The sequence below is a fragment of the Streptomyces sp. NPDC058307 genome (genome assembly GCF_042880295.1).
GTDB lineage: Bacteria > Actinomycetota > Actinomycetes > Streptomycetales > Streptomycetaceae > Streptomyces.
Genome location: NZ_JBHVYZ010000029.1, coordinates 23,794 through 48,809, shown reverse-complemented (window position 1 = coordinate 48,809; position 25,016 = coordinate 23,794). Strand labels below are relative to the sequence as shown.

Below are 25,016 nucleotides of genomic sequence, written 5' to 3'. Positions count from 1 at the left end.
TTCAAGGGCGAACGTTAGGTATCCACTCATGCTGACCATCCTCGGCTTCGCCATGATCGCGACCTTCCTGGTCCTGATCATGCTGAAGAAGATGTCGCCGATCGCGGCGCTCGTGCTGATCCCGGCACTGTTCTGTGTCTTCGTCGGGAAGGGCGCCAAGCTCGGTGACTACGTCATCGACGGCGTCACCAGCCTCGCCCCCACCGCGGCGATGCTCATGTTCGCGATCGTCTACTTCGGAGTGATGATCGACGTCGGCCTCTTCGACCCGGTCGTGCGCGGGATCCTGAAGTTCGCGAAGGCCGACCCGATGCGGATCGTCGTCGGTACGGCGATCCTCGCCGCGATCGTCTCGCTGGACGGCGACGGCTCGACCACCTTCATGATCACCGTCTCGGCGATGTACCCGCTGTACAAGCGCCTGAAGATGAGCCTGGTCGTGATGACCGGTGTCGCCGCCATGGCCAACGGCGTGATGAACACGCTGCCCTGGGGCGGCCCGACGGCCCGCGCGGCCACCGCGCTGAAGCTCGACGCCAGCGACATCTTCGTCCCGATGATCCCGGCCCTCGCCGTCGGCCTGCTGGGCGTCTTCGTCCTCTCGTACGTCCTCGGCATGCGTGAGCGCAAGCGGCTCGGCACGCTCACGCTGGCGGAGGTCCTGGAGCCCGCGGAGACCGAGACGGTCCTGGTCGGCGCAGGCGCCGGCGCAGGCACAGGCGGCACCGGTGACACCAAGGCCACCGTGCCCACGGGCGGTTCGGGCTCCGGCACCGACGCGCCCGAGGAGGGCGACGCGGAGCGCTTCCAGGTCCTCGACCCGAACCGCGCCACCCTGCGCCCCAAGCTGTACTGGTTCAACGCGCTGCTCACGGCCACCCTGCTCACCTCCATGATCATGGAGTGGCTGCCGATCCCGGTGCTGTTCCTGATCGGCGCCGCACTCGCGCTCACCGTGAACTTCCCGCACATCCCCGACCAGAAGGCCCGCCTCGCCGCCCACGCCGACAACGTCCTCAACGTCTCCGGCATGGTCTTCGCCGCCGCCGTCTTCACCGGCGTCCTCCAGGGCACCGGCATGGTCGACCACATGGCCCGCTGGATGGTGGACGTCATCCCCGAGGGCATGGGTCCGCACATGGCCCTCGTCACCGGCGTCCTGAGCCTCCCGCTCACCTACTTCATGTCCAACGACGGCTTCTACTTCGGTGTCCTCCCGGTCCTCGCCGAGGCCGGCGCGGCACACGGCGTCACCCCGCTGGAGATGGCCCGCGCCTCCCTCGTCGGCCAGCCGCTGCACATGTCGAGCCCGCTCGTCCCGGCCGTGTACGTCCTGGTCGGCATGGCCAAGGTGGAGTTCGGCGACCACACCAGGTTCGTCGTCAAGTGGGCGGCGCTCACCTCTCTGATCATCCTCGGGGCAGGCATCCTCTTCGGGATCATCTGACCCCCTTCCACGGAGGACTCGAACCATGGCGCCCGGTGGGAACCGCGGCTGGCTGCTCCGCCTCGTCATCGCCTTCGGCTTCGCGCAGGGGGCGGTGTCGATGGCGCGGCCCGCCGTCTCCTACCGGGCCCTCGCGCTGGGCGCGGACGAGCGGGCGATCGGTGTCATCGCCGGTGTGTACGCGCTGCTGCCGCTCTTCGCCGCCGTACCGCTGGGCCGCCGTACGGACCACGGGCGGTGCGCGCCGCTGCTGCCGGTCGGCGTGGTCCTGATCTCCGGCGGCTGCGCGCTCAGCGGCCTCGCCGGCTCCCTGTGGACCATGGCGGTCTGGAGCGGGGTGATGGGCCTCGGGCACCTCTGCTTCGTCATCGGCGCCCAGTCGCTCGTCGCCCGCCAGTCCGCCCCGCACGAACAGGACCGCAACTTCGGCCACTTCACCATCGGCGCCTCCCTCGGCCAGCTGGTCGGCCCGGTCGCGGCGGGCGCGCTGATCGACGGTTCCGACAGGGCGGGAACGAGCGCGCTGGCCCTGCTCGTCTCGGGCGCGGGGGCGGCGGTCGCCTTCACCTCGCTGTGGCGCATCGAGCACCGCGACACGGCGGCCAAGTCCCGTACCGGGCAGGGCGATCGGATCCCCGTCGGGCGCATCCTGCGGACCCGGGGCGTGCCCGGGGGCATCTTCGTGAGTCTGTCGGTGCTGTCCGCCACGGACATCCTCACCGCGTACCTTCCGGTGGTCGGCGAGCACCGGGGCATCGCCCCCTCGGTGATCGGCCTGCTGCTGAGCCTGCGCGCGGCGGCCACGATCGCCTGCCGTCTGGTGCTGACCCCGCTGCTACGGCTGCTGGGGCGCGCGGTGCTCCTCACCGTGACGTGTCTGCTGGCGGCCGTCCTGTGCGCGGGGATCGCTCTCCCGGTCCCGGTGTGGGCGCTGGCCGTCATGCTCGCCGTGCTCGGCTTCTGCCTCGGCGTGGGACAGCCGCTGTCCATGACGACGGTCGTCCAGGCCGCTCCCGACGGCGCCCGTTCCACCGCCCTCGCCCTGCGGCTGACCGGCAACCGCCTCGGTCAGGTCGCCGCACCGGCCACCGCGGGCCTGGTCGCGGGAGTGGCGGGCGTGGCCGCGCCGTTCGTGATGCTCGGGACGTTGCTGCTGCTGTCGGCGGGGGTCGCGCTCCGGTCGCCGGGGCGGCCCGAGAGGACCGGACCGGCCGCCGGGAAGCGGCCGAAGCGCCCGGGATTGCGCCGCACGAGCGATATCTGACGGCGCGCCGGGTGCCGATGCGGCCGACCGTCGCGCGCATGAAGGAGAGTGCTGCCGAAAGAGCGATTTGTATGGAAATCGTCTGAATCGGAGGAGCGCGCATGCCCACCCTGACACTCCCACCCATCTTCCGCGTCCGAGCGGGGGCCACTGTGGTCCTCACCGCCCTCGCCGCGTCCGGCGCGTCGTGGGCGATGGCGCCGACCGCGTCGGCGCAGGGCGAGAACGGCGACATCAGGATCCACCACGTGGGCGTGCCGTTCGGCGTCTCGAAGGATGATCCCCGGGTCTGCAAGTTCTACCTGGACGCCGTCAACTTCGACAACCTCACCACCATCACCTACACCATTACGCCCCAGCCTCCGCTGTCCACCGCGGCCACCACCACCGGCGCCATCGCGCTCGCCGGGGGCGCCGGTCACACCGACCCGCTGGGGCTGGCGGACGGCCAGTACCAGATCACCTGGACCCCGCCCGGCCCCCCGGCGGCCGCCCCCAAGGAGAAGGTCTTCCGCGTCAACTGCCACGACGACAAGCGTGAAGCGGAGCGCGGGCCGGGTGACCAGATCGAGGACCAGCAGCGTGACGGCGCGGACGGCGCGGGCTGGGGCCAGAACGAGGGCGGCGGCCCGAAGGGCGGTGTGCACGCGGGCGGCGGCGGTCTCGTCAACACCGCGGCCGCGTTCGCGCCGGTCACCGCAGCGGGGGCCGTCGGCCTGGTGGCGGTCGGCGGTGTCGCGTACTTCCGGCTGAACCGCCGTCGGCCCAATGGCGCCGCGTAGGCGCAGACGCAGGCCCTGGTACCGGACCCGCGCCTACCGCCTCACCAGGACGGCTGTGCTCACGGTCGTCCTGGTGACGGTGGGGGTCCGGTGTACGGGTGACGGCAAGCCGACCGCGCCGGACGGGCCCTACGGTCCGGACACCGTGGCGGCCGCCGGACCGGACGCGGACGATGCCGGTGGGACGCCTCGTTCCGCCCGCCCCGAGCCCACCCGCACGCCCCCGCCCCGCCCGCTGTCCCGGTCGCGGCCGACGACCTTCCGCATCCCGTCCCTGGGCATCGACGCGCCGGTCACAGGCCTCGGGCTCACCAACGGCCGGGAGCTGTCGACACCCCCGGTCGACAAGCCGAAGCTCGTGGGCTGGTACGAGGGCGGCCCCACGCCCGGCGAGTCCGGCACGGCGATCGCCGTCGGCCACCGCGACACCAGGACCGGCCCCGCGGTCTTCGCCGCGCTCGCCCAGGTCAAGCCCGGCAAAGTGATCGAGGCGGGGCGCGCGGACGGCCGTACCGCCGTCTACACCGTGGACCGGGTGAAGGTCATCGACAAGGCGGGCTTCCCCGACAAGGAGGTCTACGGTCCCGCCCGGCGTCCGGAACTGCGCGTGATCACCTGCGGTGGACTCTTCAAGTGGCGGACGGGCTACACCAGCAACGTCGTCGTCTTCGCCCACCTCACCCAGACCCGTGAGCCGCGGCCGCCGAAGAGCGCGACGGCGCGCTGAATCAGACCGTCCGTTATCTCGCAGGCTGGACCGGAGCGCCTGATCCCGCCCAGTCTCTTCCCCCGGCCGCATGCATTCCGTTAACTTCCGTGACCCACAGCCCCGTACGACCCGCACGGGGCCTCTCGATCGCGGAGCACCAGCGCCTGAACCAGCCCCCGGGGGCACCGTCATGACACGCGCCATATCTCTGCACCACGTGAGCAAGACCTACACCCGGGGAATCCGGGTGGTGGACCGGCTCTCGCTGGACATCGCGCCCGGCGAGTTCCTCGTCCTGCTCGGCCCCTCCGGCTGCGGAAAATCCACCGTGCTCAGGATGATCGCCGGGCTGGAGGAGATCACCGAGGGCGAGCTCAGGCTCGACGGCGAGCACGCCAACGACCTGCTGCCCGCAGACCGGCGGATGGCGATGGTGTTCCAGAACTTCGCCCTCTACCCGAACATGACCAGCCGGGGGAACATCGGCTTCCCGCTGCGCATCGAGGCCCCCGGCGAGGACCCCCGGGCCCGGGTGGACGCCACCGCCCGCATGCTGGGCATCGAGGACCTCCTGGACCGCTATCCGGGCCAGCTCTCGGGCGGTGAGCGCCAGCGCGTGGCGATGGGCCGGGCCATCTCCCGGCATCCCTCCGCCTTCCTCATGGACGAGCCGCTGTCCAACCTCGACGCCAAGCTCCGCAACCATCTGCGCGCCGAAATAGCCGGGCTCACCCGGCAGTTGGGCGTCACCACGGTCTACGTCACCCACGACCAGGCCGAGGCCATGTCGCTCGGCGACCGGGTCGCCGTCCTGCGCGGCGGAGTCCTCCAGCAGGTCGGCACCCCGCGCTCGGTGTACGCGCTGCCCCGCAACGTCTTCGTCGCCGCCTTCATCGGCACCCCGCGCATCAACCTCCTGCGCGGCCTGGTCCGGGCCCCGCTGGACGGAGCGATGACCATCAGTCTCGGCAAGCAGTACCTGCGGCTGCCCGAACCCCTGTCCCTGGACCACCAGTTGCTCCGCGTCCAACAGGGCCGTGAGGTGATCGTGGGCCTGCGTTCGGAGGCGATCCGCATCGCCAAGCCGGCCTCCGCCCGCCCCGGGGAGATGGCGATCACCGGTCTGGTGGAGCACGTGGAGTTCCAGGGCCACGAGGTCCTCGTCCACTTCAACACCGGCTCCCGCCCCGCCCTGGTCCCCGACCTGGAGGCCCCGCGCCCCGCCCCGCGCCCGCCCAGGCGCCGCCGCCAAGGGACGGTCCTGGACCGCCTGCGAGACCGCGCGGGCTCCCTCCGCGCGGGCCCCGTCGTGGTCCTGGAGGACCCCCCGGACCCCGTCCCCGAACCCACCCCCTCCGACGCCCGCCTCCCCGGCGACCTCGTCGTCCGCACCACCCCGGACTACGACCTGCGCCGCGGCATGCAGGTCCCCCTCCTCGTCGACATCTCCCACCTGTTCGTCTTCGACCAGCACGGCGAACGCATCTGCCCGTCCCCGGACCACCTGCCGGACCTCGACGAGTGAGCGTGTGAGCACGGACGGCGCCGGAGAGGGCCCGTGCCGACTTCGTGATGTCGTGGGAGGGTCCGGTCCTGCCCTGGCGCCCGAAAACTATCGTCGCTAGTTTATGAACCGGACGACAGTTCACGAGACCGGACGACGACACGGCCCAGCCCGGGAGGACGCACCATGAAGGCGCACGACGGCATGTACATCGAGGGCGAGTGGCGCCCGGCCACCGGCCCGGACGTGATCGAGGTCGTGAACCCGGTCGACGAGCAGGTCATCGCACGGGTCCCGGCAGGCACCGCCGAGGACGTCGACCTCGCCGTACGGGCCGCCCGCGCCGCCCTCCCGGCCTGGGCGGCGACCGCTCCGGCCGAGCGGGCCGCCCGGCTGGCCGCTCTCCGGGACGTCCTCGCCGCCCGCAAGGACGAGATCGCCGAGACGGTCACCGCCGAGCTCGGCTCGCCGCTGAAGTTCTCGCAGAACGTCCACGCGGCCGTTCCCGTCGCGGTCGCCGCCTCCTACGCCGAGCTCGCGGCCACGCACCCCTTCGAGGAGAAGGCGGGCAACTCCACGGTTCATCTGGAGCCGGTCGGCGTGGTCGCCGCGATCACGCCCTGGAACTACCCGCTCCACCAGATCGTCGCCAAGGTCGCCCCGGCCCTCGCCGCGGGCTGCACGGTCGTCCTCAAGCCCGCCGAGGACACCCCGCTGGTCGCCCAGCTCTTCGCCGAGGCCGTCCACGAGGCCGGTGTCCCGGCCGGTGTCTTCAACCTCGTCACCGGGCTCGGTCCGGTCGCGGGCCAGGCCCTGGTCGAGCACCCGGACGTCGACCTGGTCTCCTTCACCGGCTCCACCGCGGTCGGACGGCAGATCGGCGCGAGTGCCGGTGCCGCGCTGAAGAAGGTCGCCCTGGAGCTCGGCGGCAAGTCCGCCAACGTCATCCTGCCGAGCGCCGACCTCGCCAAGGCGGTCAACGTCGGTGTCGCCAACGTGATGTCCAACTCCGGCCAGACCTGCAGCGCGTGGACGCGGATGCTCGTCCATCGCGAGCAGTACGACGAGGCCGTGGAACTCGCCGCCACCGCCGCCGCGAAGTACGGCGACCGCATCGGCCCCGTCGTCAACGCCAAGCAGCAGGCACGGGTGCGCAGTTACATCGAGAAGGGCGTGGCCGAGGGAGCCCGGCTGGTGGCGGGCGGCCCCGAATCCCCGCGCGAGCAGGGCTACTTCGTCGCTCCGACCGTCTTCGCCGACGTCACCCCCGACATGACGATCGCGCAGGAGGAGATCTTCGGCCCGGTCCTGTCCGTCCTGCGCTACGAGGACGAGGAGGACGCCCTGCGCATCGCCAACGGCACGGTCTACGGCCTTGCCGGCGCCGTCTGGGCCGGCGAGGAGTCGGAGGCCGTGGCCTTCGCCCGCCGGATGGACACCGGGCAGGTCGACATCAACGGCGGCCGCTTCAACCCCCTTGCCCCGTTCGGCGGTTACAAGCAGTCCGGGGTGGGCCGCGAGCTCGGTTCGCACGGCCTCGCCGAGTACCTCCAGACCAAGTCCCTCCAGTTCTAGAAGGAGCCTTCCCGTGGTCCGTGCCGCCGTCCTTCCCGCCGTGGGCGCTCCCCTGGAGGTCACCGACATCGACCTCCCGGACCCCGGCCCCGGCCAGGTCCGGGTCCGTCTCGCCGCCGCCGGGGTCTGCCACTCCGACCTGTCCCTGTCCAACGGCACCATGCGCGTCCCCGTCCCGGCCGTCCTCGGCCACGAGGGCGCGGGCACGGTCGTCGCCGTGGGCCAGGGGGTCACGAGTGTGGTGCCCGGCGATGGAGTCGTCCTCAACTGGGCTCCCTCCTGCGGCAGTTGTCACGCCTGCTCGCTCGGCGAGGTGTGGCTGTGCGCCAACGCCCTCAACGGCGCCGCCGACGTCTACGCCCGCACCGCCGACGGCACCGACCTCCACCCCGGCCTGAACGTCGCCGCGTTCGCCGAGGAGACGGTCGTCTCCGAGTCCTGCCTCCTGCCCCTCCCGGACGGCATCCCGCTCACCGAAGCGGCCCTGCTGGGCTGCGCGGTCCTCACCGGCTACGGCGCCGTCCATCACGCGGCACGGGTCCGGGAGGGCGAGACGGTCGCGGTGTTCGGCGTCGGAGGCGTGGGCCTGGCCGCGCTCCAGGCCGCCCGGATCGCGGGGGCGTCGACGATCGTCGCGGTCGATGTCTCCCCGGAGAAGGAGGAGTTGGCGCGCGCGGCGGGCGCCACGGAGTACGTCGTGGCCTCCGAGAACACCGCCCGCGAGATCAGGGGACTGACCGGCAAGCAGGGCGTCGACGTCGCCGTCGAGTGCGTCGGCCGCGCCTCGACCATCCGTACGGCCTGGGACTCCACCCGCCGCGGCGGCCGTACGACGGTCGTCGGCATCGGCGGCAAGGACCAGCAGGTCACCTTCAACGCCCTGGAGATCTTCCACTGGGGACGCACCCTCGCGGGCTGTGTCTACGGCAACTCCAACCCCGCCGAGGACCTACCGGTGCTCGCCGGACACGTCCGGGCGGGCCGCCTCGACCTCGGCTCCCTGGTGACGGAACGGATCGCGCTGGACGGCATCCCGGCGGCGTTCGACAACATGCTGGCGGGCAAGGGCGGCAGGGCGCTGGTGGTGTTCTGACCGACGGCTGCCCGGAGCCCGCCCCAGGTGCTCCGGGCGGGCGCGTTCACGCGGAGTCCGCGGAGTCCGACGCCTTCCCGGGCTGCGGCCCCGGTGCCGTCACCGGGGCCCCGGCCGCCCGCGCGCGGGAGCGGGACACCGCCACGCCCGCCAGGCACAGCGCCCCTCCGGCGAGCGTGAACAGCCCCGGGATCTCGCCGAGCGCCAGCCACGACATCAGGACGACCAGGGCGGGGACCGCGTAGGTGGTCGCGCCCATCCGCGCGGCGGTCGTACGGGCGAGGGCGTAGGCCCAGGTGGTGAAGGCCAGGGCGGTCGGGAACACGCCCAGGTAGACCATGTTGAGGGTCGCCGAGGCGGGGGCGTCGGCCGCCTCCGACACCAACTCGCCGGCGAACGGAAGGCAGACGACGGCACCGGTGAAACAGCCGAACGCCGTCACCTGCAGCGGGGACGCCGAGCCCAGTGCCGGCTTCTGTGCGACGACTCCTCCGGCGTAGGCGATCGCCGCGAGCAGGCACAGGACCACGCCGAGCACCGAGGAGCCGCCGTCGTCCGACATCGACAGGCCCACCGTGACCGCGCCGGCGAAGGACACCGCCATTCCGGCCAGCAGACGGGGTGGCATCGGGTCCCCCAGCAGGCGCGCGCCGAGCAGGGCGATCAGGATCGGGCCGATGTTCACGACCAGGGCCGCGGTGCCCGCGTCCACCTGCTGCTCTCCCCAGTTCAGGACGACCATGTAGAAGCCGAACCAGAGGACGCCGGAGATCGCGATGCCGCGCCAGGCCGCTCGGGGAGGCCGCCCTTCCCGTCGTACGAGGCAGATCGCTCCCAGGGCCAGGGCGCCCGAGAGGAGCCGGCCGAGGGCCAGGGCGCCGGGGGAGTAGGCGTCGCCCGCGCTGCGGATCGAGACGAAGGCGGAGGCCCAGAGGACGACGGTGACGGTGGCTGCGCCGGCTGCGAGGAGTTCGGTGCGGCGGTGGTTCATCATGCTCCTGAGGTGAGGAAGGGAAGGGGGCGGAGGCTCGCGGATTTCGGACGGGTCGTCCCTGAAGGCCTCAGCGCAGCGTCTCCGCGTCGATGCTCAGGAGTTCCGTGAACGCCCGTTCTCCTGTCGCTGTCACCTTCACCGCTCGCTCCGAGCCGATGCGGACACACCAGCCCTCGTCCAGTGCGTGCCGGCAGAGAGCCGCTCCCGCCACCCCGGCCAGGTGCGGGCGGCGTTCCGTCCAGTCGAGGCAGGCCCGGGCCAGGGGGCGGCGGCCTGTGCGGTCCAGCGGGATGCCCACGTCCTCGAACCACGCCAGGCCCGCGTCCGTCAGACCGAACCCCGTGTCCTGGCGCAGGAGTCGACGTGACGTCAGCGCATCGGTCACCGCGATGCCCAGTCGCCCCGCCAGGTGGTCGTAACACGTGCGGCCCCGGGCCATCGCCGAGCCCGCGCTCGACTCCCGCAGGTTCCGCGGGCGTCGTGCCATGTCCGGGGCGACCTGTGCCGCGAGGCCCTCCACCAGGTGGGCCACCCCAGGGTCGGCCAGCCGCACGTACCGGTGGCGGCCCTGCCGCTCCTGTGACAGCAGCCCGCCCGCGACCAGCTTGCCCAGGTGCTCGCTCAGGGTGGACGCGGCCACGCCCGCGTGCCGGGCCAGCTCACCCGCGGTCCAGGCCCGGCCGTCGAGCAGGGCCAGGAGACAGGCGGCCCGGGTCTCGTCGGCGATCAGGGCGGCGAGCCTCGCCAGCTGGGGTGCCTGTCGGTCCTCTGTCATGCGTCCCAGCATGGGACAGGGACGCTTCGGCGCCCACCGAAATATGGCTACGCGGTGCGTCCGACCTGCTCGTACTGCTGTGCAAGACCGTCCAGCAGAGCCCTGAGTCCCGTCTCGAACGCCCGCTCGTCGATCTTCTCCTGCCGCTCGGCGAGGAGGTGGGCCTGGCCCAGGTGGGGATAGTCGGCCGGGTCGTACGCGCTCGCGTCGTCCACGAAGCCCCGCGCGAAGGAACCGAGCGCCGAGCCCATGATGAAGTACCGCATCAGCGCGCCGATGGAGGTGGCCTGCGCCGGTGGCCAGCCCGCGTCGACCATCGCGCCGTAGACCGCGTCGGCGAGGCGCAGCCCCGCGGGGCGGCGGCCGGGGCCCTGGGCCAGGACCGGGACGATGTGGGGGTGGTCGCGCAGGGCGGTGCGGTAGGAGAGCGCCCAGTCGTGCAGGGCGGTCCGCCATTCCCGGCCGTCCTCGAACATCGACAGGTCGACCTGCGCGCTCACCGAGTCGGCGACCGCCTCCAGGATCTCGTCCTTCGTCCGGAAGTGGTTGTAGAGGGACGGGCCGCTGACCCCGAGTTCCGCCGCGAGCCGGCGCGTGGACAGGGCCGCGAGGCCCTCCGCGTCCACGAGCGCGCGTGCCGTCTCGACGATCCGGTCGGTGCTCAGGAGGGGCTTGCGCGGTCGGGCCATGGCGCACATAGTAGGGCTGCGGAATGGAAACTAGCAGTGCTAATTTAAAGGCACCGCTCTCAAGTGAGGTGAACTCGTGGTCGACCTGGGGTTGAGTGAGGAGCAGGCAGCCGTCCGGCGGCTGGCACGGGAGTTCGTGGACCGTGAGATCGCCCCCCACGTCATCGCCTGGGACCGCGCCGAGGAGGTGGACCGGTCCATCGTCAGGAAGCTCGGCGAGGTCGGCTTCCTCGGGCTGACGATCGACGAGGAGTACGGCGGCTCGGGCGGCGATCATCTCTCGTACTGCCTGGTCACCGAGGAGCTGGGGCGGGGTGACTCGTCCGTGCGCGGGATCGTGTCCGTCTCCCTGGGGCTCGTCGCCAAGACGGTCGCCGCGTGGGGGACCGAGGAGCAGAAGCGGCGCTGGCTGCCCGGGCTCACCTCGGGCGCGTACGTCGGCTGCTTCGGTCTCACCGAGCCCGGCACCGGCTCCGACGCGGGCAACCTGACCACGAGGGCGGTGCGTGACGGTGACGACTACGTCATCGACGGCACCAAGATGTTCATCACGAACGGCAGTTGGGCCGACGTGGTGCTGCTGTTCGCCCGCTCGACGGACGCTCCCGGCCACAAGGGTGTCTCCGCCTTCCTCGTGCCGACGGACACCCCGGGTCTGACCCGTCGGACCATCCACGGCAAGCTCGGGCTGCGCGGACAGGCGACCGCCGAGCTGGTCCTGGAGGGTGTGCGCGTGCCCGCCTCCGCGATGGTCGGCGAGGAGGGGAAGGGGTTCTCCGTCGCCATGTCCGCGCTGGCCAAGGGGCGGATGTCGGTGGCGGCGGGGTGTGTCGGCATAGCCCAGGCCGCCCTGGACGCGGCTCTGCGGTACGCCGGCGAGCGCGAGCAGTTCGGCAAGCCGATCGCGGGGCACCAGCTGGTCCAGGAGCTGATCAGCGACATCGCCGTCGACGTGGACGCGGCGCGGCTGCTGACCTGGCGGGTGGCCGACCTGATCGACCGCGGGGAGCCCTTCGCCGTCGCGTCCTCCAAGGCCAAGCTCTTCGCCTCGGAGGCCGCGGTGCGCGCCGCGAACAACGCGTTGCAGGTGTTCGGCGGCTACGGCTACATCGACGAGTACCCGGCGGGCAAACTGCTGCGCGACGCTCGGGTGATGACGCTCTACGAGGGCACGAGCCAGATCCAGAAGCTGGTGATCGGGCGGGCGTTGACGGGGGTCTCGGCGTTCTGAGTACCGTCTGAGTACCCGGGCGGATGTGGCCGGGGTCCGGACGCCCGAGACTCTGGCCATGAGCGATACACAGGTCAAGCAGCAGAACACGGCCGCCTTCTACGGTCAGGCCGTCGCCTCCTTCGCCGTGGCCATGGCCGCCACGGCCGTCGGCATCTTCCGCCTGAACGCCGACGCCTGGGTGCGGGGCTTCCTGGCGATCGCCGTCCTGTACCTCGTCACCTCCGCCTTCACCCTGGCCAAGGTCATCCGCGACCGCCAGGAGGCGGGCCAGATCGTCAGCCGGGTCGACCAGGCCCGCCTGGAGAAACTACTCGCCGAACACGACCCCTTCGAGAAGCTCTGACGGGGATCACCAAGGGGCCCTGGCCTGCGGCCGGCGCCTGGGGAGCTGCCCCGGGAGCTTCTCTGTCGAGCCCGGCCCGGGCGCCGGGGCCGACCGGAGCCGTTCCGCCGACGGCCGCCTCGAGCCGTCCGCCCGGGGCCTTCCCCGATCCGATCCGCCCGGCGCCGGGGGGTGTCCCGAGCTGTTCCCGCCGAGGGCCGCCCCGGCTCGTTCCGTCCGATGGCCGCCCCGAGCCGCTCCCCCGGGTCCCAGCCCGAGCAGCCCCCACCTCGCCGCCCTTTCCCACCGCTCAGCCCGAGCCCACGCCCGCTCCGTCCCCCCGCTCACACCCCCTTGAGCGGGCAGGCTAAGCGCTCGCTCAGGTTCGGCGGTATGGTGGGGGTTCTGACAGTGGAGAGGGGCGTGCGATGAGTACGGCGGAGGAGACGGCCGACGGCGAGACGTCGGCGTGGGGCGAGGTCACGCCCGACGCGGCGCGGCGGCTGCTCGTCGCCGCGGTGGAGGCATTCGCCGAGCGCGGCTATCACGCCACCACGACCCGGGACATCGCGGGCCGGGCCGGGATGAGCCCCGCCGCGCTCTACATCCACTACAAGACCAAGGAAGAGCTGCTGCACCGCATCAGCCGGATCGGTCACGCGAAGGCGCTGGAGATCCTCCGGGTCGCGGCCAGCCGCGAGGGCACCGCGACCGAGCGGCTCGCGGACGCCGTGAGCTCCTTCGTACGCTGGCACGCTGGCGGCCGTACCACCGCCCGGGTCGTCCAGTACGAACTGGACTCCCTCGGCCCCGACGCCCGCGCCGAGATCCTCGACCTGCGCCGCCAGTGCGACGCCGAGATCCGCGGGATCATCGAGGACGGCGTGGCCTCCGGCGAGTTCGACGTGCTCGACGTGAAGGGCACCACCCTCGCCGTCATGTCGCTCTGCGTCGACGTGGCCCGCTGGTTCAACCTCGACGGCCCCTGGACGCCCGACGAGGTCGGCGCGCTCGACGCCGACCTCGTGCTGCGGATGGTGGGCGTGGCGAAGTAGCCGCCTACAGGTAGTACCGGGACACCGACTCCGCCACGCACACCGGCTTGTCGCCGCCCTCGCGCTCCACGCTGAAGGCGACGGTGACCTGGACGCCGCCCGCCACATCGTCGACGCCGGTGATCCTCGCGGTGGCGCGCAGACGGGAGCCCACGGGCACCGGCGCGGGGAAACGCACCTTGTTCGTCCCGTAGTTGACGCCCATCTTCACGCCCTCGACCTTGATCAGCTGCGGTCCGAACAGCGGCAGCAGGGACAGGGTGAGATAGCCGTGCGCGATGGTGGTGCCGAAGGGGCCCGCGGCGGCCTTCTCCGGGTCGACGTGGATCCACTGGTGGTCGCCGGTGGCGTCCGCGAACAGATCGACGCGCTTCTGGTCGACCTCCAGCCAGTCCGTGTACCCCAGCTGCTCGCCCACCGCCCCCTTCAGGTCGTCCGCGCCCGTGAAGATCCTCGGCTCTGCCATGTCCCGGCCTCCTCGCCACACAATGTCTAAGCGACTGCTTAGCATGGTCGGCCGGGGAGCCCCTGTCAACGGACCGCGAGAGTGACGGCATGGGTAGGGTTCGAGGGGTGCCCCAGATTCCCGAGAAGATCCATGAACTCACGGTCGGCCAGCTCGCCGCCCGCAGTGGCGCCGCGGTCTCCGCCCTGCACTTCTACGAGTCCAAGGGCTTGATCAGCAGTCGCCGCACCACGGGCAACCAGCGCCGCTACTCCCGTGACGCGCTGCGCCGGGTCGCGTTCATCCGGGCCGCCCAACGCGTCGGCATCCCCCTGGCCACGATCCGTGACGCCCTGTCCGAACTCCCCGAGGAGCGCACCCCCACCCGCGAGGACTGGGCCCGCCTGTCCGAGGCCTGGCGCTCCGAACTCGACGAGCGCATCAAGCAGTTGAACCGCCTCCGCGACCACCTCACCGACTGCATCGGCTGCGGCTGCCTCTCCCTCGACACATGTGTCCTGTCCAACCCGGACGACGTGTTCGGCGACCGGCTGACGGGGTCACGGCTGCTCGCGGAGCCGGTTGCGGTCCGGCCCGAGGACGGGCGCTCGGAGCCGGAACGGCAGCACGCGGCGGGCAAGTGCCGTTGAGTCGTACCGGCCGTGGGTCGTCTCTCCCCGGAACCCGGCGCAGTCAAAAGTGCCCGGTGCCGCATCGCCGCGCCTGGTAGCGTCGCGATCTTCGGTCGGCGTCGACGCCGGGCCCGGAGTCCTGACGGGACCAACTCCCATGACATCTACGGCCCTTGACGCGGCCCTCGCCGACATCGACACCGTCTTCAACGGCTTCGCCAGTCCCACCGAGACCGGCTGCGAGCTGTGTTACCTCCCCGAGGAGACGGCATATCTGCGTACGCCGTACACGCGGGTGCCCGCCGATCTGGTCCGTCGGTTCGTCTTCGAGAGCCCCGGTCACTTCGAGGATCACGCGGCGGTGATGCGCCGCCTCCTGCCGCAGACCGCGCACGCCATGGCCGACGGCAGCCTGGACGACGTCGGCTGGGGGGCGCACGGCCTGAGCCGGGTGGACTGGCGGGCCTGGCCGCCCGAGCAGGCGGCGGCCGTCGAGGCGTTCGTGCACGCCTGGTGGGACGACACGCTCACGACACCCGAGCCGCCGTATCCCGTCCCCGACGTGTTCGAGACCTGTGGCGCGATCCTGGACGACCTGGTCCCGCTCCTCGACCGCCTGCGGGCACGGCCCGCCGCCGAGGCGCACGTCGTCAGCTGCGCGAAGACCTGGACGTACGACCTGATCACCGACGACTCGCCGTTCAGCTGGTGGTATCACGGCGACGACGACTCCCTCGTGGCCACGCTCCAGTCCTGGCTGGCAGCCCACGCACCCGCCCGCCTCCGCGCCCAGGGCGAGCCCGACCTGGCGATCCGCGCCGAACTCCTCGCCCTGCCCTACGACGAGCGCTGGGCGCACCCGTACTGGACCAGCCCCTCGGCCACCAACTGAGCGTTGGACAGGGCCCGTCGGCCGTCCGGCAGGACCAGCGTGTCCTCCAGGCCCACCCGGGTCGCCAGGCCGAGGCGGCCCGCCAGCCGCAGTACCGGCCAGGCGCCGGCGTCCTCGCCGTGCAGCAGCACCGGGCGGCCGTGGGCCGTGCCCAGCTCGCCGAGGAGCGTGCGCGCGGACGCCTCCGCCGCCTGCGTGTCCGTCACCTCCGCGAGGACGCGCAGCACCTTCGGTCCGAGCGGAGACACCGCGAACCGGGCCGCCGCGTCGGTGCCCGACCAGATGCCCGCCTCCACCCCGACCCCCAGGTCGACCAAGGCCTCGGCCAGCGCCTCGGCACCCGGCTCGTGCCAGTTCACCGAGGCGTGGTCGGGCAGCACGGTCCAGGCCCGGACACGGGCGAGCCGGGCCGCCGGGTCCGGTTCCGCCCAGGCACCGGTCGTCACACCGACCGGGACCGACACCCGCGCACGGATCGCCTCAAGCGTCGCCGCGACCACCCGCGGCGACAGACTGTCCTGCCCGCAAGGCGACTTGGGGTGGACATGGATGTCCGTGGCGCCCGCCGCGACGGCCTCGGCCGCCGCCTGCGCCATGGACTCGGGAGTGAGCGGCACCGCCGCTCCGTCGGCGGCCCCGCGCGGGCCGTTGAGACACACCTGCACCATTCCTCGATGGTGCCAGGCGGCACCGACGGTTCAACACCGTCAAAACAGGGGGTGCGGCATCCCCGGCGCACCCCCGGTGCGCCCACACGCTCTAGGCCGACATCAGCAACCGTCCGCGCCTGGCGTCCGCCAGGGCCTCGGGTGTGAGCACGGGCCGCGGCACCAGGATTCCGCAGTCCACGCAGACCGGGCCGGTCGAGGGTTCATGGTCCAGTTCGTACTTCCAGACGAGCCGCTCCCCGTCGCACACCGGACACACCGCGCCCGGCTCGCGCTCCAACGCGGAGATCAGCCTGCGCAGCACCTCGGCCAGCGAATCATCGGGGTGCACCCGGGGGTCGTCGCACCATGCGACGCCGAATCCGCCCCAGGTCAGCCGGTGCCAGTCGTCCACACTGCCCGGCCTGCGCAACCCGTCGTGCTTCTCCTTCTTGCGCCGCTCGGCGAACTCGACCTCGTAGGCCAGCCAGACCGAACGGGCCTCCTCCAGCTCCTCCAGTGCGGCCACGAGCCGCGCCGGATCGGGGGAGCGGTCCTCGGGACCGAATCCCGCCCGGGAGCACAAGTGGTCCCAGGTCGCCCTGTGTCCGTAAGGAGCGAACCGCTCAAGGCACTTGCGCAGCGAGTAGCGCCGAAGCGCCAGATCGCACCGCGGATCCCGCACCTGTCTCGCCAGACTCCGGAAACCGGCCATCGCCCTGCACCTCCGTCACACCTGCACCTGTACTTCGGTCACTTCGGCGTTGTCGCCGTGCGGACTTCGCGCGACGTTGCCGAATAGACGTATCGACAAGCGATTTGGCTCCATCCGATTTCCGATGCCCCCCATAAGCTCGAGAACCCCTGCCAAAACTTGACGCATGTTCATCTTCAATCTCGGGGATACCGGCGGTAACGTCCGGCCACACCCCCCGTCGGTTGGAGCTGCCATGCCTCGGCGCACCTCACGCACCGCACTCGACAGACTGAGAACTCCCGGCAGACTCACCGGGTTCCTGAAGTCCGCATCCATATGCGTCCTGATTGCCGGTCTTTTGTCCCCGCTTGCTCAGACGGCGTCGGCCGCCGAGGCCACGGCGGCCAACGACTACTGCGGCGGCCAGTGTTCCGACATCCTGCCGCCCGGCGAGAACGGCAACGCGACCCTCGCACAGGTCCTCCTCAACCAGGCCTTCGGCACCCAGCCCGACCACGCCGAGGACCAGCTCGGCCCCTACGCCAACCTGGCCAAGGGTTACTCCGGGCTCACCAACTCCACGATCAACACCTTCTTCAACGACGCGTCCTTCGGGGTCCCGTCCGACCAAGTCGCCTCCACTCTGAGTCCCGCCGGCCGCACCGACGTGACGATCGTCCGTGACAAGAAGACGGGCGTGCCGCACATCACCGGTACCACCAGATACGGCACCGAGTTCGGCGCGGGCTATGCGGCCGCCCAGGACCGGCTGTGGCTCATGGACGTCTTCCGGCACGTCGGTCGCGGCCAGCTCACCGCCTTCGCGGGCGGCGCCGCCTCCAACCAGGGCCTGGAGCAGCAGTTCTGGCGCAACGCGCCCTACAGCGAGGCCGATCTCCAGGCGCAGATCGACAATGCGGTCGCGACCAACGGGGCGCGCGGCCAACAGGCCCTCGCCGACGCCAACGCCTATCTCGCCGGCATCAACTCCTACATCGACGCCTCCGACAGCGGCCGCTACTTCCCCGGCGAGTACGTCCTGACCGGCCACAAGGACTCCGTCACCAACGCCGGCACCATCGACCACTTCAAGATCACCGACCTGGTCGCGCTGGCCTCCGTCATCGGCTCCCTGTTCGGCTCGGGAGGCGGCGGCGAGGTCAACAACGCGATCTCGCTGCTGGCCGCCCAGCAGCAGTACGGCGTGACGAAGGGCACCCAGGTCTGGGAGTCCTTCCGCGAACGCAACGACCCCGAGGCCGCCCTCACCGTCCACAACGGCGAGAGCTTCCCGTACGCCGCCAAGCCCGCGAACCCGCAGGGCCAGGCGCTGCCCGACGCCGGCTCGGTGAGCACCGAACCCCTGGTCTACGACCCCACGGGCACCGGCGCCGACCAGAGCGCGAGCGCGGCCTCCGCCACGGCGACCGCGAACGCCCTCAGCTCGGCCAGGCGCGGCATGTCCAACGCCCTCGTCGTCAGCGGGAAGTACACCGCCAGCGGCCACCCGGTCGCCGTCTTCGGGCCGCAGACCGGATACTTCGCACCCCAGCTCCTCATGCTCCAGGAGATCCAGGGCCCGGGCATCAGCGCCCGCGGCGCCTCCTTCGCGGGCCTGAGCATGTACGTCGAACTCGGCCGCGGCCAGGACTACTCGTGGTCCGCCACGACCTCCGGCCAGGACATCATCGACACCTACGCCGTCGAACTGTGCCAGGACGACTACCACTACCTGTACCACGGCACCTGCACGGCCATGGACAAGATCGAGCAGAAGAACTCCTGGGCCCCGACCACGGCCGACGGCACCGCCGCGGGGTCGTACACCATGAGGGTCTGGCGCACGAAGTACGGCCCTGTCGAATACCGGGCGACCGTCGGCGGCAAGAAGGTCGCCTACACCACCCTGCGCTCCTCCTACCTGCACGAGGCCGACTCGATCATCGGCTTCCAGATGCTGAACGACCCGGACTACGTCAAGAGCCCGCAGACCTTCCAGAGCGCGGCGCAGCACATCAACTACACCTTCAACTGGTTCTACGCCGACTCCACGCACACCGCGTACTACAACAGCGGCAACAACCCGGTGCGCGCGTCCGGCGTCGACGCCGAGTTCCCGGTGTGGGCGCAGCCGGCGTACGAGTGGAAGAACTGGAACCCGACGACTAACACCGCCGACTACACGCCGGCTTCCGCGCACCCCAACTCGGTCGACCAGGACTACTACATCTCCTGGAACAACAAGCAGGCGCTCGACTACGCGACGGCCTCCTGGGGCGACGGGTCCGTGCACCGCGGCAATCTGCTGGAGGACCGGGTCAAGAAGCTGGTCGCAGCTGGCGGGGTCACCCGGGCCTCGCTGGTGAAGGCCATGGCGGACGCGTCCCTCGCCGACCTGCGCGCCGAGGACGTCCTCCCGGACCTGCTCAAGGTGATCAACAGCTCGACGGTCACCGACTCCACGGCCGCGGCCGCGGTGACCAAGCTCCAGGCGTGGCTGACGGCGGGCGGCAAGCGCACCGAGACATCGGCGGGTTCGAAGAAGTACGCCGACACCGACGCGATCCGCATCCTGGACGCGTGGTGGCCGCTGCTGGCCAAGGGCATCTTCGAACCGGGCCTCGGCACCGGCCTGTACACCGCCTTCCAGGCCAACCTGCCCGTCGACGAGTCCCCGTCGGCCGCGCACGGCCCCACCGGCGCCCACGCGGGCAGCTCCTTCCAGTACGGCTGGTGGAGCTACGTCGACAAGGACGTCCGCACGGTGCTCGGTGAGAGCGTGCGGGGACCGCTGGCGGACAAGTACTGCGGCGGCGGCAGTCTCGGCGCCTGCCGGGACATCCTGATCAGCACCCTGAAGACCGCGTCCGGCAAGACCGCGGCCCAGGTCTACCCCGGCGACGACCTGTGCTCGGCGGGCGACCAGTGGTGCGCCGACTCGATCGTGCAGCGCACCCTGGGCGGCATCAAGCACTCCAACATCAGCTGGCAGAACCGTCCGACCTTCCAGCAGGTGGTGGAGTTCACCTCGCACCGGTAGAAGTACCGCTGGTGGTAAGGCAGCTGGCGGCGGGTCAGTGGATACGGCCCGCCGCCAGCACCAGTCGGGCCAGCTCGCGGTGGCAGATGTCGTTGTGGGCGCCCGAGGGCGGTCCGCCGCGTCTGACGACGGCCGCCGCGTCGACGTTCACGCAGCCCTTCGCGGGCAGCTGCCGCAGCGCGTCGGCGAGTTCGACGGACGACGTGCCCGGCACCGCCTGCACCCCGTCGTGGCCCATCGCCCCCCACTTGGCGCCCAGTGTCCGGCCGAGGTCGAAGGCCGCGACGCCCTCGGCGTCACCCGCCATCCGTGAGGCCAGCGGATACAGGGTGCCGAGCGCCGAGTCATGGCTGGAGAAACAGCACACGAGTGGCCCGTCGACGCGGTTCTGCTGCCCCTGGAGCACGCCTCCCGCCCGCGGGTCGTGCGGCAGCCGGGCCGTGAACGCGTAGTGGGAGAAGGCCCCTTGGAGCAGGGTGACGGACTTGACCGTCCGCACCCCCTCCGGCAGCCCGCGCAGCGCGAACGACACCAGCCGCCCGCCGAAGCTGTGTCCCACGAGATGCACCCGCACCCCGGGCGCCGCCTTCGCGAGCTGCCCGATCACCGGCCCCAGACCACGCTCACCGACCGTGCCCGCCCGCCGCTTCATCGCATAGTACGTCCCCTGCCGCAGCAGTTCGTGCGCCCCGTCCCACGGGTTGGGAACCGTGAACTCCTCTGCCCCGTCGGGTGATTCGAGACCGGCGAGGGCCTGCGCCAACTCCTCGCACACGGCCGCCGCGGACCCGGCGAGGATCTCCGGCTCGTCCTGCGGCACACCCTCCGCCAGCGTGTCCGCCGCGAACAAGGCCTGCGGCCCCGGCGGCACGACCTCCACCAGTATCCGCACCAGCCGCCCGAACTCCTCCAACTCGGCGTTCTCACCCGGCTGCTGGTCCAGCAGCCGGGCCAACTGGTCGATCACCGTGGCCCGGCCCGGAAAGGTCTCGAGGAGCGCGTGCCGGGTGTCCTTGTCGAGCACCGGACGCGGCGGCATCTCGGCGGCCACCGCCCGCGGGAAGTCCGGGATCGGCTCGTCCGAAAACCGCATCGACGGCCATACGACCCCCACGTACCCGAGCCGCGCGGCCGGCGCTAGCTCCGGGAACGGCTCGAAGAAGCGGCTGTAGAGCCGGGTCGCCCCCGAACGGTCACTGTTCCAGCCGTGCGAGAAGACGATCAGGTCCCTGACGCCCCGGCCCACCACCTCAGCGAGCAGCCGGTCCCGCCGGCCGGTGTCCGGGTCGCCGTCCGCGTCGAACGTCAGCTCCCAGTACGGCGTCACACTCATCGCCGGATCCGCCATCACCGACCACCTCGTCCCCGTAGTGGTGCGCATCGTCCTGCTGCGGGGCGAAGTTGGCCATACTCCACGGCTCATCCGTAGAGGAGGTAGTTCCTTCGAATCCGCCGGAAAGCGCTCAGCTCCTCCCGCCAGCCCGCCACCACCTCTTCGGTGTCCGCGCCGGCGTCGATCATCGTGCGGACCCGGGTGGAACCGGTGAGCTTGTCGATCCAGTTGTCCGGGCGCCAAGCGAACCCGGACCAGGTCCTCTTGGCGGTCACGAGCAGCGCGATACCGGTGCGGACGGGGTCGTACGCAGGCCTGTCGTGGACGTGGATCTGCACCCCGCCGACGGTCTTTCCCTGGAACTTGGAGAAGGTCGGAGCGAAGTAGGCCTCCCTGAAGTGCACGCCCGGCAGGCCGAGTTCGTTCGCGGCGGCGGCCCAGCGGCCGTCCAGGCCCTCCGCGCCCAGCAGTTCGAAGGGGCGGGTGGTGCCGCGGCCTTCCGAGAGGTTCGTGCCCTCGAAGAGACAGGTGCCGGAGTACACCAGAGCCGTGTCGGGGGTCGGCATGTTCGGGCTCGGGGGGACCCAGGGCAGGTCCCAGGCGTCGTAGAACTCCGAGCGCCTCCAGCCCGTCATCAGGACCGTGTCCAGGGGGACGGGAGCGGGAAGGAACTCGCCGTTGAAGAGACGGGCCAGTTCGGCGACGGTCATGCCGTGCGCCTGGGAGATGGGCTGCCTGCCCACGAAGGTCGCGAACTCCCTGTGCAGGACCGGGCCCAGGGCCGCGCGGCCGGTGACCGGGTTCGGGCGGTCCAGGACGACGCACCGCTTCCCTGCGAGCTGGGCCGCCTCCATGCAGTCGTACAGGGTCCAGATGTACGTGTAGAAGCGTGCGCCGACGTCCTGGATGTCGAAGACGATCGTGTCCGCGCCGGAGGCGGTGAAGATGTCGGCGAGGGGCCGGCCGCTCTTCAGGTACGTGTCGTAGACGGGCAGGCCGGTCGCGGGATCGTCGTAGCGGCCCTCGGAGCCGCCGGCCTGGGCGGTGCCCCGGAAGCCGTGTTCGGGTCCGAAGACGGCGGTGAGGTTCACCCTCCCGTCGGCGTGCATCACGTCGACGATGTGCTGGACGTCCCGGGTGACGCCGGTGGGGTTGGTGACGATGCCAATACGCTGGCCGCGGAGCTGTTCGTAGCCGGATGCGGCGAGGTTCTCGAAGCCGGTTCGCCTGCGGCTGGGCTGGGCGGCGTGAGTGGGTGGAGCGGAGGTGAGTGAGGCTGCTGCCGTTGTCGCTGCGAGGAGAGCTCGTCTGGATAGGCGCATGGGGTGCACGGTAGGCGCTGCCGCGGGTTGTGGGGAGGTTCCGCTCACCCTTTCCTTCAACATACCGACCGGTTAGTCTGGCCGTGCAGTCGAGCCGCAGTCGAAGGAGACCGATGGTGGAAGCCCTGCAGGGTGCCGGAGTGGTTGTGACCGGAGCGGGAGGTGGCATCGGGGCCGCGCTGGCCCGCCGGTTTGCCGCCGAAGGGGCCCGGGTCGTCGTCAACGACCTCGATGCCGGCCGCGCGAAGGCCGTGGCTGAGGAGATCGGGGGCATCGCCGTCGCCGGGGACGCCTCCGCCGTCGTCTCCGACGCCCTGGACGCGCTCGGCGGCACCGTGGACGTCTACTGCGCCAACGCCGGTGTCGCCTTCGCGGGCGGGAACGCCGACCAGCCGCTCGACGAGACCGGCTGGGCCGCCTCCTGGGACGTCAACGTCATGGCCCACGTCCGGGCCGCCCACGCACTGCTTCCCGGGTGGCTGGAGCGGGGGAGCGGGCGGTTCGTGTCGACCGTTTCCGCCGCCGGGCTGCTGACCATGATCGGAGCCGCTCCCTACGCCGTCACCAAGCACGGGGCGTACGCCTTCGCCGAGTACCTGTCGCTGACGTACCGGCACCGCGGGATCAAGGTCCACGCGATCTGTCCGCAGGGTGTGCGCACCGACATGCTCGCCGCCACCGGCACCGCGGGTGACCTGGTGCTCAGGCCGACCGCCGTCGAGCCGGAGGACGTGGCCGAGGCCCTGTTCCGGGGGATCGAGGAGGACCGGTTCCTGATCCTGCCGCATCCGGAGGCCGCCGAGTACTACCAGGCACGGGCCGCCGACCCCGATCGCTGGCTGGACGGCATGAACCACCTCCAGCGCAAGTGGGAGGAGACCCGATGAGCGAGTCCCGTTACGCCGCCAAGCCCTGGCTGGGTCTGCTCAGTGCGGCCCAGCGCGGGCCGATCGAACCCGACGACTCGCTGGTGCACGCCCTGCGGCGGGCCGTCGTCGAGGCGCCCGAGCGGCCCTTCCTCGCCTACTTCGACGGGCGGCTCGGCTACCGCGAGGTCGACGAGCTCAGCGACTCCGTCGCCGGGCACCTCGCCGCGCGCGGTCTTCAGCGCGGGGACCGGGTGGCGATCCTGCTCCAGAACTCGCCCCTGTTCGTGCTCGCGCTGCTCGGTGCCTGGAAGGCGGGCGCGGTCGTCGTGCCCGTCAACCCCATGTACAAGTCGGGGGAGGTCGGCCATGTCCTGCGGGACGGCGAGGTGGCCGCGCTGATCTGCTCCGACCGGGCCTGGGAGTCGTATCTGCGCGAGACGGCGGCCGGCTCGCCGGTGCGGATCGTGCTCACCGGGTGCGAGCTGGACTTCCAGACCCGCGGGGACGCGCGCGTGCTCACCTTCGAGCGGCTGCCGCAGGCCGAGGACGCCGACGACCTGGTCGCCGTCGCGCGGGCCGGGCACAAGGCGCCCGACGGACAGGACGTCACGCCCTCCGACATCGCGCTGATCAGCTACACCTCCGGCACCAGCGGCACCCCCAAGGGCGCCACCAACACGCACGGCAACATCATGTACAACGCCGAACGGCAGCGCACCGGGCTCGGCTTGCCAGAGGCGCCCGTCTACTTCGCGCTGGCGCCCCTGTTCCACATCACCGGGATGGTCTGCCAGCTCGGGGCGTGTCTGAACAGCGTGGGCACGCTCGTGCTGGCGTACCGCTTCGAGGCGGGTGTGGTCCTGGACGCCTTCGCCGAGCACCGGCCGCACTACACGGTCGGCCCGTCGACCGCGTTCATGGCCCTGGCCGCACACCCGGACGTCACCCCCGAGCACTTCTCCTCGTTCGTCAACATCTCGTCGGGCGGAGCCCCGCTGCCGCCCGCCCTGGTGGAGAAGTTCCGGGCCGGCTTCGGGCCGTACATCCGCAACGGCTACGGGCTGACCGAGTGCTCCGCGCCCTGCGCGTCCGTGCCGCCGGAGCGGGAGGCGCCCGTCGACCCGGTGTCCGGGACGCTCGCCGTGGGCGTGCCGGGGCCCGAGACGGTCGTACGGATCGTCGACGAGAGCGGCGCCGAGGTGCCCTTCGGCGAGCAGGGCGAGATCGTCGTGCGCGGCCCGCAGGTGGTGCCCGGGTACTGGCGGCGGCCGGAGGCGACCGCCGAGACCTTCCCGGACGGCGAACTGCGCACGGGTGACATCGGGTTCATGGACCCCGAGGGCTGGCTGTACGTCGTCGACCGCAAGAAGGACATGATCAACGCGTCCGGCTTCAAGGTGTGGCCGCGCGAGGTCGAGGACGTGCTGTACACGCACCCCGCGGTGCGTGAGGCGGCCGTCGTCGGCGTGCCCGACGGGTACCGCGGGGAGACCGTCAAGGCGTACATCAGCCTCCGTCCGGGTGCCGAAACCGACCCCGGTGCGCTCGCCGCGTACTGCAAGGAGAGACTGGCCGCCTACAAATACCCGCGGCAGGTGGAGATCCTGCCCGACTTGCCGAAGACGGCCAGTGGGAAGATCCTCCGTCGGGAACTGCGTTCCCGACCGCACAACGGCGAATGACCTCTTGAAAGGCA

General features: G+C 71.4%; 23 protein-coding genes. 15 read left to right on the top strand and 8 right to left on the bottom strand.

Annotated features, from left to right (window positions below):
* Positions 1-28 precede the first annotated feature (28 nt).
* The 7 genes from ACFVYN_RS21630 (at position 29) to ACFVYN_RS21600 (ending at position 8,374) form a co-directional block, all read left to right on the top strand.
* Complete coding sequence (locus tag ACFVYN_RS21630) at positions 29-1,447, top strand: CitMHS family transporter (RefSeq protein ID WP_390000933.1); 1,419 nt, start codon at positions 29-31, stop codon at positions 1,445-1,447.
* A 25-nt stretch (positions 1,448-1,472) separates the two neighbouring features.
* Positions 1,473-2,711, top strand: a complete 1,239-nt coding sequence (locus tag ACFVYN_RS21625; protein WP_390000931.1) for an MFS transporter — start codon at positions 1,473-1,475, stop codon at positions 2,709-2,711.
* Between the two features lie 101 nt (positions 2,712-2,812).
* The gene (locus tag ACFVYN_RS21620; protein ID WP_390000929.1) at positions 2,813-3,493 is read left to right on the top strand and encodes a hypothetical protein; all 681 of its coding nucleotides are present in this window, start codon (positions 2,813-2,815) and stop codon (positions 3,491-3,493) included.
* A complete protein-coding gene (locus tag ACFVYN_RS21615; protein WP_390000927.1) occupies positions 3,480-4,220 on the top strand; it encodes a class F sortase in 741 nt (246 codons plus the stop codon). Before ACFVYN_RS21620 ends, ACFVYN_RS21615 begins: the two co-directional genes overlap by 14 nt.
* A gap of 172 nt (positions 4,221-4,392) precedes the next feature.
* Positions 4,393-5,727 (top strand): ABC transporter ATP-binding protein, encoded by a 1,335-nt coding sequence (locus ACFVYN_RS21610; RefSeq protein WP_390000925.1) that lies wholly within the window; start codon positions 4,393-4,395, stop codon positions 5,725-5,727.
* Positions 5,728-5,892: 165 nt separating this feature from the next.
* Positions 5,893-7,281, top strand: a complete 1,389-nt coding sequence (locus ACFVYN_RS21605; protein ID WP_390000923.1) for an aldehyde dehydrogenase family protein — start codon at positions 5,893-5,895, stop codon at positions 7,279-7,281.
* 13 nt (positions 7,282-7,294) lie between these two features.
* The gene (locus tag ACFVYN_RS21600) at positions 7,295-8,374 is read left to right on the top strand and encodes a Zn-dependent alcohol dehydrogenase (protein ID WP_390000921.1); all 1,080 of its coding nucleotides are present in this window, start codon (positions 7,295-7,297) and stop codon (positions 8,372-8,374) included.
* Positions 8,375-8,420: 46 nt separating this feature from the next.
* Here ACFVYN_RS21600 and ACFVYN_RS21595 read toward each other — a convergent pair whose 3' ends face one another.
* The 3 genes from ACFVYN_RS21595 to ACFVYN_RS21585 all read right to left on the bottom strand — a co-directional run bounded on the left by ACFVYN_RS21595 (position 8,421) and on the right by ACFVYN_RS21585 (position 10,832).
* Positions 8,421-9,368: a DMT family transporter gene (locus ACFVYN_RS21595; RefSeq protein ID WP_390000919.1), complete on the bottom strand. Its 948-nt coding sequence runs from the start codon at positions 9,366-9,368 to the stop codon at positions 8,421-8,423.
* Between the two features lie 67 nt (positions 9,369-9,435).
* On the bottom strand, positions 9,436-10,143 hold the full coding sequence (locus ACFVYN_RS21590) for an ArsR/SmtB family transcription factor (protein WP_390000917.1): 708 nt from the start codon (positions 10,141-10,143) through the stop codon (positions 9,436-9,438).
* A 47-nt stretch (positions 10,144-10,190) separates the two neighbouring features.
* Positions 10,191-10,832, bottom strand: coding sequence for a TetR/AcrR family transcriptional regulator (locus ACFVYN_RS21585; RefSeq protein ID WP_390000915.1), 642 nt, complete (start codon positions 10,830-10,832; stop codon positions 10,191-10,193).
* 76 nt (positions 10,833-10,908) lie between these two features.
* On the opposite strand from ACFVYN_RS21585, the gene ACFVYN_RS21580 reads away from it, so the two are divergent.
* The 3 genes from ACFVYN_RS21580 (at position 10,909) to ACFVYN_RS21570 (ending at position 13,443) form a co-directional block, all read left to right on the top strand.
* Entirely contained in the window at positions 10,909-12,063 is a 1,155-nt protein-coding gene (locus ACFVYN_RS21580) for an acyl-CoA dehydrogenase family protein (RefSeq protein ID WP_390000913.1), read from the top strand.
* 58 nt (positions 12,064-12,121) lie between these two features.
* Positions 12,122-12,409, top strand: a complete 288-nt coding sequence (locus ACFVYN_RS21575; RefSeq protein ID WP_390000911.1) for a YiaA/YiaB family inner membrane protein — start codon at positions 12,122-12,124, stop codon at positions 12,407-12,409.
* Positions 12,410-12,816: 407 nt separating this feature from the next.
* Positions 12,817-13,443: a TetR/AcrR family transcriptional regulator gene (locus tag ACFVYN_RS21570; protein ID WP_390000909.1), complete on the top strand. Its 627-nt coding sequence runs from the start codon at positions 12,817-12,819 to the stop codon at positions 13,441-13,443.
* Between the two features lie 4 nt (positions 13,444-13,447).
* On the opposite strand, the gene ACFVYN_RS21565 is transcribed toward ACFVYN_RS21570, so the two are convergent.
* Complete coding sequence (locus ACFVYN_RS21565; protein WP_390000907.1) at positions 13,448-13,909, bottom strand: MaoC family dehydratase; 462 nt, start codon at positions 13,907-13,909, stop codon at positions 13,448-13,450.
* A gap of 107 nt (positions 13,910-14,016) precedes the next feature.
* On the opposite strand from ACFVYN_RS21565, the gene soxR reads away from it, so the two are divergent.
* Together soxR and ACFVYN_RS21555 are read left to right on the top strand one after the other, a co-directional pair.
* Complete coding sequence (gene soxR / locus ACFVYN_RS21560) at positions 14,017-14,538, top strand: redox-sensitive transcriptional activator SoxR (protein WP_390000905.1); 522 nt, start codon at positions 14,017-14,019, stop codon at positions 14,536-14,538.
* A 139-nt stretch (positions 14,539-14,677) separates the two neighbouring features.
* Positions 14,678-15,412 carry a hypothetical protein gene (locus ACFVYN_RS21555; RefSeq protein ID WP_390000903.1) on the top strand — a complete coding sequence of 245 codons (735 nt, stop codon included), beginning with the start codon at positions 14,678-14,680 and terminating at the stop codon, positions 15,410-15,412.
* Here the strand turns inward: ACFVYN_RS21555 and ACFVYN_RS21550 are convergent.
* A complete protein-coding gene (locus ACFVYN_RS21550; RefSeq protein WP_390000901.1) occupies positions 15,358-16,080 on the bottom strand; it encodes a 3-keto-5-aminohexanoate cleavage protein in 723 nt (240 codons plus the stop codon). The two genes, ACFVYN_RS21555 and ACFVYN_RS21550, sit on opposite strands and share 55 nt — an antisense overlap.
* Positions 16,081-16,171: 91 nt before the next feature.
* Positions 16,172-16,774, bottom strand: coding sequence for a hypothetical protein (locus ACFVYN_RS21545; RefSeq protein WP_031043581.1), 603 nt, complete (start codon positions 16,772-16,774; stop codon positions 16,172-16,174).
* Between the two features lie 235 nt (positions 16,775-17,009).
* Here ACFVYN_RS21545 and ACFVYN_RS21540 point away from each other — a divergent pair, with 235 nt between their 5' ends.
* Positions 17,010-19,796 (top strand): penicillin acylase family protein, encoded by a 2,787-nt coding sequence (locus ACFVYN_RS21540; RefSeq protein WP_390000899.1) that lies wholly within the window; start codon positions 17,010-17,012, stop codon positions 19,794-19,796.
* Positions 19,797-19,830: 34 nt separating this feature from the next.
* On the opposite strand, the gene ACFVYN_RS21535 is transcribed toward ACFVYN_RS21540, so the two are convergent.
* Together ACFVYN_RS21535 and ACFVYN_RS21530 are read right to left on the bottom strand one after the other, a co-directional pair.
* Positions 19,831-21,144, bottom strand: a complete 1,314-nt coding sequence (locus tag ACFVYN_RS21535) for a serine-threonine protein kinase (RefSeq protein WP_390000897.1) — start codon at positions 21,142-21,144, stop codon at positions 19,831-19,833.
* A gap of 71 nt (positions 21,145-21,215) precedes the next feature.
* Positions 21,216-22,451 carry an exo-beta-N-acetylmuramidase NamZ domain-containing protein gene (locus ACFVYN_RS21530; RefSeq protein ID WP_390000896.1) on the bottom strand — a complete coding sequence of 412 codons (1,236 nt, stop codon included), beginning with the start codon at positions 22,449-22,451 and terminating at the stop codon, positions 21,216-21,218.
* Between the two features lie 113 nt (positions 22,452-22,564).
* Here ACFVYN_RS21530 and ACFVYN_RS21525 point away from each other — a divergent pair, with 113 nt between their 5' ends.
* Together ACFVYN_RS21525 and ACFVYN_RS21520 are read left to right on the top strand one after the other, a co-directional pair.
* Positions 22,565-23,338 (top strand): SDR family oxidoreductase, encoded by a 774-nt coding sequence (locus tag ACFVYN_RS21525; protein WP_390000894.1) that lies wholly within the window; start codon positions 22,565-22,567, stop codon positions 23,336-23,338.
* On the top strand, positions 23,335-25,002 hold the full coding sequence (locus tag ACFVYN_RS21520; RefSeq protein WP_390000893.1) for a class I adenylate-forming enzyme family protein: 1,668 nt from the start codon (positions 23,335-23,337) through the stop codon (positions 25,000-25,002). Before ACFVYN_RS21525 ends, ACFVYN_RS21520 begins: the two co-directional genes overlap by 4 nt.
* Positions 25,003-25,016 lie beyond the last annotated feature (14 nt).

Bases quoted from the DNA above. Each gene is read 5' to 3' on its own strand.
- ACFVYN_RS21565 (WP_390000907.1), bottom strand. From the start codon at position 13,909: ATGGCAGAGCCGAGGATCTTCACGGGCGCGGACGACCTGAAGGGGGCG.
- ACFVYN_RS21575 (WP_390000911.1), top strand. From the start codon at position 12,122: ATGAGCGATACACAGGTCAAGCAGCAGAACACGGCCGCCTTCTACGGT.
- ACFVYN_RS21625 (WP_390000931.1), top strand. From the start codon at position 1,473: ATGGCGCCCGGTGGGAACCGCGGCTGGCTGCTCCGCCTCGTCATCGCC.
- ACFVYN_RS21620 (WP_390000929.1), top strand. From the start codon at position 2,813: ATGCCCACCCTGACACTCCCACCCATCTTCCGCGTCCGAGCGGGGGCC.
- ACFVYN_RS21520 (WP_390000893.1), top strand. From the start codon at position 23,335: ATGAGCGAGTCCCGTTACGCCGCCAAGCCCTGGCTGGGTCTGCTCAGT.
- ACFVYN_RS21535 (WP_390000897.1), bottom strand. From the start codon at position 21,144: ATGGCGGATCCGGCGATGAGTGTGACGCCGTACTGGGAGCTGACGTTC.
- ACFVYN_RS21545 (WP_031043581.1), bottom strand. From the start codon at position 16,774: ATGGCCGGTTTCCGGAGTCTGGCGAGACAGGTGCGGGATCCGCGGTGC.
- ACFVYN_RS21530 (WP_390000896.1), bottom strand. From the start codon at position 22,451: ATGCGCCTATCCAGACGAGCTCTCCTCGCAGCGACAACGGCAGCAGCC.
- ACFVYN_RS21590 (WP_390000917.1), bottom strand. From the start codon at position 10,143: ATGACAGAGGACCGACAGGCACCCCAGCTGGCGAGGCTCGCCGCCCTG.
- ACFVYN_RS21525 (WP_390000894.1), top strand. From the start codon at position 22,565: ATGGTGGAAGCCCTGCAGGGTGCCGGAGTGGTTGTGACCGGAGCGGGA.
- ACFVYN_RS21555 (WP_390000903.1), top strand. From the start codon at position 14,678: ATGACATCTACGGCCCTTGACGCGGCCCTCGCCGACATCGACACCGTC.
- ACFVYN_RS21615 (WP_390000927.1), top strand. From the start codon at position 3,480: ATGGCGCCGCGTAGGCGCAGACGCAGGCCCTGGTACCGGACCCGCGCC.
- ACFVYN_RS21550 (WP_390000901.1), bottom strand. From the start codon at position 16,080: ATGGTGCAGGTGTGTCTCAACGGCCCGCGCGGGGCCGCCGACGGAGCG.
- ACFVYN_RS21570 (WP_390000909.1), top strand. From the start codon at position 12,817: ATGAGTACGGCGGAGGAGACGGCCGACGGCGAGACGTCGGCGTGGGGC.
- ACFVYN_RS21605 (WP_390000923.1), top strand. From the start codon at position 5,893: ATGAAGGCGCACGACGGCATGTACATCGAGGGCGAGTGGCGCCCGGCC.
- ACFVYN_RS21595 (WP_390000919.1), bottom strand. From the start codon at position 9,368: ATGATGAACCACCGCCGCACCGAACTCCTCGCAGCCGGCGCAGCCACC.
- ACFVYN_RS21585 (WP_390000915.1), bottom strand. From the start codon at position 10,832: ATGGCCCGACCGCGCAAGCCCCTCCTGAGCACCGACCGGATCGTCGAG.
- ACFVYN_RS21630 (WP_390000933.1), top strand. From the start codon at position 29: ATGCTGACCATCCTCGGCTTCGCCATGATCGCGACCTTCCTGGTCCTG.
- ACFVYN_RS21540 (WP_390000899.1), top strand. From the start codon at position 17,010: ATGCCTCGGCGCACCTCACGCACCGCACTCGACAGACTGAGAACTCCC.
- ACFVYN_RS21610 (WP_390000925.1), top strand. From the start codon at position 4,393: ATGACACGCGCCATATCTCTGCACCACGTGAGCAAGACCTACACCCGG.